11 protein-coding genes and 2 pseudogenes are annotated in these 9,836 nt (G+C 56.0%); 4 read left to right on the top strand and 9 right to left on the bottom strand.

Annotated elements, in window-relative coordinates; translation table 11 throughout:
- Positions 1 to 157: 157 nt before the first annotated feature.
- Both Q363_RS28050 and Q363_RS41410 read left to right on the top strand, forming a co-directional pair.
- Entirely contained in the window at positions 158 to 535 is a 378-nt protein-coding gene (locus Q363_RS28050; protein ID WP_084080854.1) for an HU family DNA-binding protein, read from the top strand.
- Positions 536 to 847: 312 nt separating this feature from the next.
- Positions 848 to 1,018 carry a hypothetical protein gene (locus tag Q363_RS41410; protein WP_157467729.1) on the top strand — a complete coding sequence of 57 codons (171 nt, stop codon included), beginning with the start codon at positions 848 to 850 and terminating at the stop codon, positions 1,016 to 1,018.
- Positions 1,019 to 1,391: 373 nt separating this feature from the next.
- On the opposite strand, the gene Q363_RS28055 is transcribed toward Q363_RS41410, so the two are convergent.
- The 4 genes and pseudogenes from Q363_RS28055 to Q363_RS28065 all read right to left on the bottom strand — a co-directional run bounded on the left by Q363_RS28055 (position 1,392) and on the right by Q363_RS28065 (position 3,979).
- A complete protein-coding gene (locus Q363_RS28055) occupies positions 1,392 to 1,763 on the bottom strand; it encodes a single-stranded DNA-binding protein (RefSeq protein ID WP_035357251.1) in 372 nt (123 codons plus the stop codon).
- Between the two features lie 319 nt (positions 1,764 to 2,082).
- Complete coding sequence (locus Q363_RS47005; RefSeq protein ID WP_425387795.1) at positions 2,083 to 2,616, bottom strand: DNA-primase RepB domain-containing protein; 534 nt, start codon at positions 2,614 to 2,616, stop codon at positions 2,083 to 2,085.
- 55 nt (positions 2,617 to 2,671) lie between these two features.
- Positions 2,672 to 2,982, bottom strand: a pseudogene (locus Q363_RS47010) (DNA-primase RepB domain-containing protein); the annotation flags it as partial.
- A gap of 133 nt (positions 2,983 to 3,115) precedes the next feature.
- Positions 3,116 to 3,979, bottom strand: a complete 864-nt coding sequence (locus Q363_RS28065) for an ArdC-like ssDNA-binding domain-containing protein (protein WP_051979444.1) — start codon at positions 3,977 to 3,979, stop codon at positions 3,116 to 3,118.
- A gap of 776 nt (positions 3,980 to 4,755) precedes the next feature.
- Here Q363_RS28065 and Q363_RS28070 point away from each other — a divergent pair.
- The gene (locus Q363_RS28070) at positions 4,756 to 5,277 is read left to right on the top strand and encodes a hypothetical protein (protein ID WP_035357253.1); all 522 of its coding nucleotides are present in this window, start codon (positions 4,756 to 4,758) and stop codon (positions 5,275 to 5,277) included.
- Between the two features lie 107 nt (positions 5,278 to 5,384).
- On the opposite strand, the pseudogene Q363_RS44905 reads toward Q363_RS28070, so the two are convergent.
- A pseudogene (locus Q363_RS44905) lies at positions 5,385 to 5,668 on the bottom strand (IS110 family transposase); the annotation flags it as partial.
- A gap of 476 nt (positions 5,669 to 6,144) precedes the next feature.
- Here Q363_RS44905 and Q363_RS43275 point away from each other — a divergent pair.
- Positions 6,145 to 6,687: a YybH family protein gene (locus Q363_RS43275; protein ID WP_035357255.1), complete on the top strand. Its 543-nt coding sequence runs from the start codon at positions 6,145 to 6,147 to the stop codon at positions 6,685 to 6,687.
- Between the two features lie 335 nt (positions 6,688 to 7,022).
- Here the strand turns inward: Q363_RS43275 and Q363_RS28080 are convergent, their stop codons facing one another.
- The 4 genes from Q363_RS28080 to Q363_RS28095 all read right to left on the bottom strand — a co-directional run.
- Complete coding sequence (locus Q363_RS28080; protein ID WP_035357256.1) at positions 7,023 to 7,490, bottom strand: RES family NAD+ phosphorylase; 468 nt, start codon at positions 7,488 to 7,490, stop codon at positions 7,023 to 7,025.
- Positions 7,487 to 7,966, bottom strand: a complete 480-nt coding sequence (gene parS / locus Q363_RS28085; RefSeq protein WP_051979445.1) for a type II RES/Xre toxin-antitoxin system antitoxin — start codon at positions 7,964 to 7,966, stop codon at positions 7,487 to 7,489. Before parS ends, Q363_RS28080 begins: the two co-directional genes overlap by 4 nt.
- Positions 7,967 to 8,120: 154 nt before the next feature.
- On the bottom strand, positions 8,121 to 8,492 hold the full coding sequence (locus Q363_RS28090; RefSeq protein WP_035357259.1) for a single-stranded DNA-binding protein: 372 nt from the start codon (positions 8,490 to 8,492) through the stop codon (positions 8,121 to 8,123).
- A 367-nt stretch (positions 8,493 to 8,859) separates the two neighbouring features.
- Positions 8,860 to 9,836, bottom strand: a 977-nt coding sequence (locus tag Q363_RS28095; RefSeq protein ID WP_245632526.1) for a RepB family DNA primase, incomplete at its 5' end; no start/stop codon positions are given.

Consider the following 9,836-nt stretch of genomic DNA (forward strand, 5'->3'; position numbering starts at 1 on the left):
GCATGCTTACTACCGAAGAGACGCGTGAACTCGGTGCGTCAGTCTTGGCTCACCTATCACCTCCGAAAGAAGTCCCTTCTATTCCGGCGAAGAGAATCTCTACAAAGAAGTAAACGACGAAACGCTCCTAATCACCGAACATTGAAATGAGGGTTACATGGCAACGAAGAAGGCTCCAGTAAAGAAGACTGCTACACCAGTGGCTACGAAGACCGTTGCGGTTCCTGCGAAAAAGACAACGGCGGCAAAGAAGATGACAAAGGCAGAGCTTGTCCGGTTTGTCGCAGAAAAATTGGAGTGGACGACGAAGCAGTCTGCGGCCATCTTTGATCTTCTGGCCGCGACAGCGCTTCAGGAAACCAAGAAGAATGGCGAGTTCACCATTCCCGGACTTGGAAAACTGGTCAAGGCTCAGCGTGCGGCACGAATCGGCCGCAATCCTCAGACGGGGGAGTCGATCAAGATCAAGGCGAAAACGGCGGTGAAGTTTCGCGTCGCCAAGGCAGCTAAGGACGCCATCGCTCCTGTGAAGTAATTTTGTTACCAGCTGGACACGGTCCTCCGGGCAAGCGGGGGACCGTACACTATGCCGGGCATTTGATGATCTCTTACTATCTGTAGCTTTGATCGGTACGTAGGGGATGCTTCAGAATTAGCGTAATCACTGGCCCCACCTCATCGATTACGACATGGACCGTTCCGACTAAGCCCAAATAGTGGTAAATGCATTTACCCGCCTGCAGATGAAAGTCTACGATCCAGTGGGGCAGAAAAGCTGCTAAAGTATCGGGCCTCCGAAGCCCGCCAGACTCTACCGGCTAACAGAATCCAAGGAATGTTTCGCTCTATGAGCGAGGCTGATAGCTATGTCTGTCTGCACCCAGTTTCGTTTCCAGGCTTCGGCCTGATTCTCATCAAAGGGAAGCTGACAAATTCGAGCCTGCTGGCCGGTGCCGAAGTTACTCCATCTCATTCCGGGAGCTTCGCCTTGCTCTATATGCGGCTTCGCCGCACCTGATCTAAGCTCTCGATCCGCATCAGCCCACCCTGTACGCCACCACAGAGTAGCCGTGTGGTACTCGGCTTCTCCCGCAAGCGTGCTTCGTACCCGGCCTGATACTCATCCGAAGAGGTATAGCCTTGTGGAATTCCGCCATCAGGTTTGAGATCGAAGTGCTCTGTTTGCGCCATATTCAATCGCCTTGGGCGATGATAAAGCAAAAATATAAAACAGCAATAGTGGCGAAGTATCGTCTCGTCTGTTGCTGTGGCTTATCGCCTGCTGCTATCAGGTGACCACTTTTGTCGAGACAAACGCAGTTCCACATTACTTTCCTAAAAGAACGGGTGGATGAGACCGTACCGGTCTCATCCACCCGAGCCGGCGACTATTACTCGTCGTCGGCTCCGTCCGAGGGATCATCGGCGGCCTCGACTTTCGAGAGCCGCTTCATGCTGACGGCATGGATCTCAGCGACCCAGTGCTTGACGGTCAGCCCGTGAACTTCTTCCTGGTAGTCGCGATACCGCAAAGTGCCTTCCAGGGTGACGAGTTGCCCTTTCTGGAGAGTTTTGGCGAACTTCGAGAGATTCCTCCAGGCATAGACGCGATGCCATTCGGTGCGGTTCTCGTAATCGCCTTTGTCGTTCTTCCAGCTCTCCTGGGTTGCGATGTTGAGGACGACGAACTCGTTGTTGTTCTGAGCGGTTTTGGCTTCTGCGTTTTGCCCGAGGCGGCCGATGAGGGTGACTTTGTTGAACATGTTGGCTCCGTTTCTTTTGGTTTGTCCGCTGTCTGCGGTACATGCTTGCCCAACGGGTGTGCCGTCGCGACCCACTCCCTCGGCGACTGGACAGAATCTGCGGAAGGGGACCCAAACTTGCTTTGGGGCAGGAGTCCGCACCTTGCAGAGGCGCGCAGCGGATTCTGGGAAGGAGAGCGTGCGTCCGAAGGGCGGGGGTGCTTTGAGCGCGGCACGCTGAACGCAGATAGAAAGGCAAACCAGAATGGAGCCGCCCTGTTCAACGTCCTCTCTCATGGCGCGAATTGCAAAAGCCAGCTCAAGAATCTAGAAGTGTCACTCACAAGCTGGGAGAAAGAATGACAAGGCGAATCGAAGCAATGATGCTATCGCTCGGCCATCTCCTCGCCTTCTCCATAGTTCTCCGGATGTAGGCAGCTCGCTTTGGAGTGCTCGGATCGCGGGATAGATAGTCGTCTTCAAGGGCGCGTTCGATACAGTCCTCGATCATGCCATTGGCATAAGCGGCGACACAGAAGGCTATGTCTGCGGCGGCGGGTCGGTCCTGGTACTTGATGGAGGTACGGAAGCGTTCGAGAGACAGATTCGATAACCTCGGTCCCCGTTGGGGAGAAAGAGACGCCTGTATGCGTCGTTCCTCTCGCTGCTGTTCTCGCTCTTCATAGAGCTTCGTGACTTCCTGCGCGAAGGCCTCGGCCATCGGATACTGCTCGCCGCTATTACTCTTGAGCCGAACGAAAGGGAATAGACCATCGGGCTTGCGGTACTTGGGTTTGCAATTTGTGAACCCGGGGAGCCGCCCGAACCGCCTCCAGTCCGCCGCGCTTGGATCGGCATCGTAGAAAACCGGCAAGCGTCTGTGCGGCGAAAGTTCCGATGAGCTTTGGAAACACATCGGGGTGCTTCAGCCAGGCTTGGAAGTTGCCGGCGCTTGTCTCAACGATGGCGCAAGGATTGAACCATCCGCCGAGAGCCGCGCGAGCGTCGTCTCGTTGAGATCGTCTAGCACGGTGAAACGATGCTCACCTGAAGGACGGACATAGATATGGGAGCCGCGAGCGTTGCGATACTTGAGTACCGAAAGCCGGTCGAGCACCCCCGCGGCGGGGATGCTGTCGAGACCGGGAAGCACACCCTGATCGCTCAGGACGCCGATATCGTAGAGCGGCGCTTCTACTGCTGTGAGGATGTTGCGAACTGTGGATTCGGTCTTGTCCATCGACGTCACCCTTCAAATGTATTTCACCGTGGGAGGGGTGCCGGGGAGGGAACGGCCCCGGCAAAAGGGGTTTGGGCGACCCTTTCCATTAGTGGGAAGGGTCGCCGCGTTTGCTCGCGGGCAGGGATCGCGTCTAGGCGAGGATGGCAAGCGGGGCGGGGGACTGTTCGCCCTCGCCATCCTCGATGTGTTCGCCTGAGTTCTCAATCAGGCTGATAATCTTCTTCGCGGCGTTGCCTATCGTCTGAAGGGAAGCAGTCAGCATCTCGGCGGTTACGTCATAAGTTGCAAGATAGAAGCGGCTTTCGGAGTGGATACCGAAGTGAGCGAGGACGGCATAGGATACGGACTCGGCCTCAAGCTCTCTCTGCTGGCGTGTGGTTCCTTCGCGGTTGGTTCGGTGCATCAATTCGTGGCCGATCTCATGGGCGATTACTCCGCAACGTGCAGGGGTGTCTAACGTCTCCTCGATCTCGATCAATCCGCCCTTGCTATAGCCTTCTGCGTTACCGGCGATAGCCTGGTAAACGATCGTGATGTTGAGCTGGGCCGCTGCCTTCTCCAACAGCGGGAGAAGAGTTTCGCCTCCTTCTGTGGCGTTGGTGTTCAGTTCGGGGAGTGGTTGGCCGTCCGTCTGTTCCTGAGCGAAGACCGACACCGAACGGAAACCAAAGGGCCGGGATACCTTCTCCGTGGTGCCGTCTTTCTCCTCGTCCACCTTACGAACGATGGGAGCAAGGATGCGGATGCCGGTCTCGCCCTTCTTCACACATCGGCCTAATGATTTCCAAGTGTTGAACCCGGCAACGCGGGTTGCCTCTGGCGCTTGCGTCCAGATGAGAAGGCAATTGCCAAACGAATATTTATAAAAGCGGCTCACGGTTGAAAGCCATGCGAGATAAGTTTCTGACTGCTTCGCGGCGTCGGTCTCGGCGCATAGTGCGGTGATGGATTCGTTGATCCTTGCGGTGAGTTCCTGTGCTTTGTCGTTGCTCATGTTCAGTGCTCCTTGGCTTTTGAATGGTTTGGCTGTGGCTGTTCTCACAGACACGCCTTGGCCCCCGGCCATCCGGGTGTGGGTAGCAAGCGCAAGGGGAGGGGAATCACCCACCCTTGTCGGCGGAGCTGAAGGCGGAGACGCAAGGGCAAGCGCAGCGAAGGTCTGCACAAGCGCAGCGCGGAAGACTGCGGGAAACCCCTTGCACGCGCGGGGAGCGAAGCTCCTTAGCGGCTTTGGCTGTTGCGGTTGCAGTAGCGTCTGGCGTGAATCGACGGCGTAAACGTCGAGGCCGGAAGCCCGCCCCTAGCGGTGGCGTCCTGCGGTTGCGGCGGCGGGGAAGAGCACGAGATCGGGTTTCACTGCCGGCGTCGTGTCCCCGTTGGGGTGCCTCTTGTCGCGCGCCAGGGGACGGAGTCTCATCCCTTCCATGTCTTTTGTCAATGGTTAGGCGCAGGGGAGTTCCCCCTGCATCACAGCAGGCGCCTTCGGTCGAGTTCCTATTGGGTCGGGAGCCGGGCAACGTTCAGCGACAGTCGCTCAAACTTCCATACGCGGGTTGGTTACCGCACGAACGTGTGTCGTCGCAGGCTTGCCTCGGACTTAGCGCGGGCGTCGGAAGGAACTCCGGCCCCAAGGGGCTCTCGAGGATCACCATGACCGGTTGCCCGGCTCCCCACTCAATAAGGCACAACACTGCCTACAAGACAGTACGAGTACCTCCTTTGTGATCGCGTGTTCGGAACTTTCCTGATGCACTGTACGTAGCCGGAGATATGCAACGTCGAGAGCATCAGTTAGGTGTCTTGGTTTCTATTTCAGGCGCGACGATCTTCATCTGCGTCTTATTCATCTCTGCATACTGGGAGAACGACATCCGTTGGCTACATTTCTTTCAGGCATGGATGTATATCGCGGCGGTGAGCCTAATGTTGATCAAGAATAAGTGGGGTTTGCTTATTGGCTTTAGCGCCGCAGCGTTTTGGAATTACACAACTCTGTTTGCCAACACGTTTCTGAAAAATGGCATAGAGCAAGCTCGTCTTCTGTTCCAGTCTGGACATGTTGCACGTCCCGATCTTTTGATTTCCGTACCTGGTTGGATTGGGAATCTGCTGCTCATCCTGGGGTGTGTCATGGTTTACCTGGGGAATACCGACAGAAGATGGACTGACCTTCCTAAGCTACTGATCGCTTTTGGAGGTACCACCGGTTTCTTCGCCCTCATCATGATGCTGTTTCAACCTCGATACCTTGCGCTCTTTCGTCAATGCCTTCACCCAAGGCTTCACTTATGACAAGCTCTATTTCATAGCGAATACGAGAGTGTATTCGTCAAGTTCAATATCTTTTTCCGGACACTCTCCGACAGTTTGATAGTGGCCATTGGACCGGTTGAGGCACCCTAAGTTGCCATGCTGGTTCTAATTTCCTGACCAATGGCCCAAATAAAGCCGGCAAGCTCTCTCGCGATCGCCGTGACGACAACCGTTGGCTTCTTGCCTTAGAGATCATCGAGCGATAGCGAGTACACAGCCTGGTTTGTGCCTTCCATGCGATATCGCGGATCTTCTTAGGCAGCCGGACGAGGATCTCTGCCTTCTCCTTAGCAATACGCGCCGGATACTGGTAGCTCCAGGCCGCTTCGATGAGCATGCGTCTGGCTTCCCGGTTGCCAGTCTTGGGTATGGCAACGATTCGCGATCATGCCGAGCGTCGCATGATCCTGAATCGTTGCCATATCCCAAAGTAGAGACTGCGCGCTCCCATAACGTCGCAAACTCTTTCATCTTGTGGTCACGGCAGGGAACGGGGTATGTTTGGCGCTCGTACTTGGGCCTGCAGAGGATAGGAGTCTCTATGATCACATGGATAGATCACGACAAAAATTCCGCGACCCGAACGATTGGTGGGGGAGACCCGATCGCGCGATGACGAGACCTATCGCGTCCATGGGATCTTCTCCGCCGACAACGGAGCGGATGTTGGTAGCCTCATGTCCACTGAAACCCACTAATGTCTTTTTTTCAACAACTTCTCTCATGAGATCCAAAGAACTGGTAAATGAGGGCCAATGCATTTTCTGATTCTTAGGTTTGGTCTACTCTCCAACCACGTCAGGAAGGAAGTTCGATATCGCACGCGACGATTTACGGAGGTGAACTTTGCAACTCAGTAGAAGAGCAACCATAACGGGAGGTCTGGCCGCAGGCCTACTAGCGGGCCTGCCCAGGTCAGAATCAGCCTGGGCGCAGACTGCTGCTGACGAATCGGCAATACGCAAGTATGTTGAGAACTTTGACGCCGCTTGGAATCGGCACGATGCAGTTGGCCTTTTCGGTAAAAGGGCAAGGGAGATGGACAGAATTAATGCATTTGGAGGTTGGATTCGTGATCCTGAGGCTGATGAACGGGTGATGAGTCGTCTGTTCGCTGGTCCCTTCGGTCAGAACAAACGTAAAACTACAGCTGAACGAATTCGCTTCGTGACCCCTGACGTGGCCCTCGTCGTCGTTCATGTGATTACGAACGCTGGTCCATCCGGAGTGAAAGCGCCTTCCTTAGGCGACCGATCACTACATGTGCTAGTTAAGCATAACGGTGAATGGGAACTGACCGGCTTTGCTAACGTGCCGATCATTCCGCCCTCGGGAGCAATTCGAGAAGCAGAGGGCGACGACGTCTTTTATTCAGACCCGAAGCACTGATATTCGCTCCGGAGCGGAACGTAGGCATGCTAGCCAGTTGCTATTCTATAGTCGACCAGGTCTTTGTCTGAGCATCGTCTCGGACTGAGCAGTTAGGTAATCTGCAACACCATCTTCCGGTAGCCATCAGGCTCCACGTTTGGAAAGCCTCTACACGTTTTGTGTAGTGACCACAACTTCGCTTGGACCTTCTGCTACTCCGATTTCTCGGGGAACAACGCTGGAGTAAATTCGAGTGGATGGGCACTGGTTCGCACCGCATGCTACAGAATACAAACGTGCCGGAGAATTTTCAGCGAATAGGCGCTGGGATGCCTGGAGTGGCCACTGGATCATTACCGGTGCGCAAAACGCGGGTCGAACAGAAATGGTAGCGCCCTGCCGATTTTCAACTTACGAAAGTCCGGATGCCGCGGGTTGATCAGAAAATTGAACTCTCCGGGAACCAGGGTACTCGGCACGCGCAGCACAGCCGAGGTGCCGCCGGCAGCCCAATCGTCTCCAATTGTCTGCACCTTGGACGGCGCGGGATCCGCCTTCCAATTCCTCGGCAGCTTCGATGGGGCAAGTTCGGCGACGTAGGCTTCGTCGACCGCAACTTCGAACAGAAGATACTTCTTCAGAAGTTCAGGCGAGTCCAGGTGAACCAGCACCTCAAGCACAGCCAGGGACTGCGACTGCGCGGTGTAGATCATGGCAGTGCCGGGACTATTCCATCGCCCGCCGTAGAGACGGGCACCTTCTCCAGTGAACGCGGACTTTGCGTGCTTCTGCTTGGTGATCCGCCAGGCAGAAAAACTCAAGAGAAGACCCCGTGTTCCACTCGTCCGATCAGGTCTTCCACTTCTCTAGCCCCTAACTCCGTTCGCGCATAAAGAAGAGGAGGCTGATGATTCAACGCTTTTTTGGGAGAAGTCAGCCAATTGACGGCTGCTGCCACATCGCCCTCGAACAGCTCCACACACTTCTCGAAGAGGTTGGATACACGCAGCAAGCGTTCGGATTCCTCGGGTTCGAGCTTCCCGGCGGCCTTTCGCCGAGCCAAGGTCCGCTCGGGAATGCCAATCACCGACGCCAACAAGGTGAGCGATACGCCGCTGTTTGCTTCGAGGCTTAGAAGGGCCGCGAAGGAAAACCCGCGCTCGATCTGCTGCATGAGATCGGAGATGTTGCTGGTGCCGAGTCCGAGGCTTGCTCCACGCCTGCGGAAACGGACAACACGCCGGGTGGTTGGCTCGACCGATTGCGCGCTGGATGCTTTGGCAACGGTCTGATTCATACAACCATGATAGGCCGCCTCTGCCACAGTGTCAAAAATTTACAGCCACATGGCAGAAAGGTTAGCTACTGACAGAGAAGCTGCCAGATGACAGTGGCAGAAGACCTGAGAAAGGAGTAGACGGACCTAGGCGGTCCGTCTACTCTGGCGACGATCACTCGTCGCCGGCTCCGTCCGAGGGATCATCAGCGGCTTCGATCTTCGAGAGCCGCTTCATGCTGGTGGCATGGACTTCGGAGATGCGGTGCTTGAAGGTAGTGCCCTCGACTTCATCCTCGACCTCTCGATAACGCAGAATGCCTTCAAGGGTGACGAGCTGCCCCTTCTGGAGAGTCTTGGCGAACTTCGAGAGATTCCTCCAGGCATAGACGCGGTGCCATTCGGTGCGGTTCTCGTAATCGCCCTTGTCGTTCTTCCAGCTTTCCTGGGTTGCGATGTTGAGGACGACGTACTCTCGGTTGTTCTGAGCGGTTTTGGCTTCTGCGTTCTGTCCGAGGCGACCGATGAGGATGATTTTGTTGAACATGTTGTTTGGCTCCGTTTCTTTTGGTTTGTCCGCTGGATGCGGTACATGCTTGCCCAACGGGTGTGCCGTCGCCACCCACTCCCTCGGCGACTGGACAGAATCTGCGGAAGGGGACCCAGACTTGCTATGGGGCAGGAGTCCGCACTTCTTGAGAGGCGCGCAGCGGATTCTGGGAAGGAGAGCGTGTGTCCGAAGGGCGGGGGTGTTTTGAGCGCGGCACGCTGAACGCAGATAGAAAGGCAAACCGGAAGGGAGCCGCACTGTTCAATGTCCTTCTCATGGCGCGAGTAGCAAAAGCAAGGTCAGAAACTTGAAGTGTCAATCAAAGCAATGGGGAAGAACGACAAGGGAATGGCAGCACCGAAGCTTACCGCTCGGCCCATCTCCTCGCCTTCTCCATAGTCCTCCGGATGTAGGCAGCTCGCTTGGAACTGCTGGGATCGCGGGAGAGATAGTCGTCTTCAAGGGCACGCTCAATCCGGTCCTCGGTCATGCCATTGGCAAAAGCGGCGACACAGAAGGCGATGTCTGCGGCGGCGGGTCGGTCCTGATACTTGATCGAAGTTCGGAATCGCTCCAGGGATAGATTCGATAACCTCGGTCCCCTTTGGGGAGAAAGAGAACTTTGCAACCGCCTCGCCTCGCGTTCCTGCTCCCGTACTTCGTATAGCTTCGTTATCTCCTGCTCGAAGGCCTGCGCCATCGGGTACTGCTGTCCGGTGTGGCTGTGAAGACGCACGAAAGGGAAGAGGCCGTCCGGCCTTCTGTATTCGGGTTTGGAATTGGTAAAACCGGAAAGCCGTCCAAACCTCCTCCAGTCCGCTGCGCTGGGGTCGGCATCGTATCGCCCCGCCAATGTCTGCGCGGCGAAGGTTCCGAGGAGCTTCGGAAATACTCTTGCGTGCTTGAGCCACGCCTGGAAGTTGCCGGCGCTGGTCTCGACAACAGCACACGGATTGAAGCCGTCGGCCGAGAGCCTGGCGAGCGAGGTCTCGTGGAGATCGTCGAGCGTGGTGAAGCGATGCTCACCCGATGGACGAATGTAGATGTGCGAGCCCTGGGCATTGCGGTACTTGAGTAGAGAAAGCCTTTCGAGGACCGCCGCGGCCGATATCCTGTCGAGTCCAGGAAGCATCCCTCGATCATTCAGGACGCCGACATCGTAGAGCGGCGCCTCAATGGCTGTGAGCATATTGCGAACTGTGGATTCGGTTCTATCCATCGATGTCCCCTTCCGGGTGCCTTTTGCATGGAGGGGTGCGGGGGAGGGAAACAGGCCCGCTGAGGTGGGTGGCGGAAGACGCGGAGCGGCTGAAGGCAGGGAGTCGGGTTGTGAGATGCTAA

This window comes from Edaphobacter aggregans DSM 19364 (genome assembly GCF_000745965.1).
Classification (GTDB): Bacteria; Acidobacteriota; Terriglobia; order Terriglobales; family Acidobacteriaceae; genus Edaphobacter; species Edaphobacter aggregans.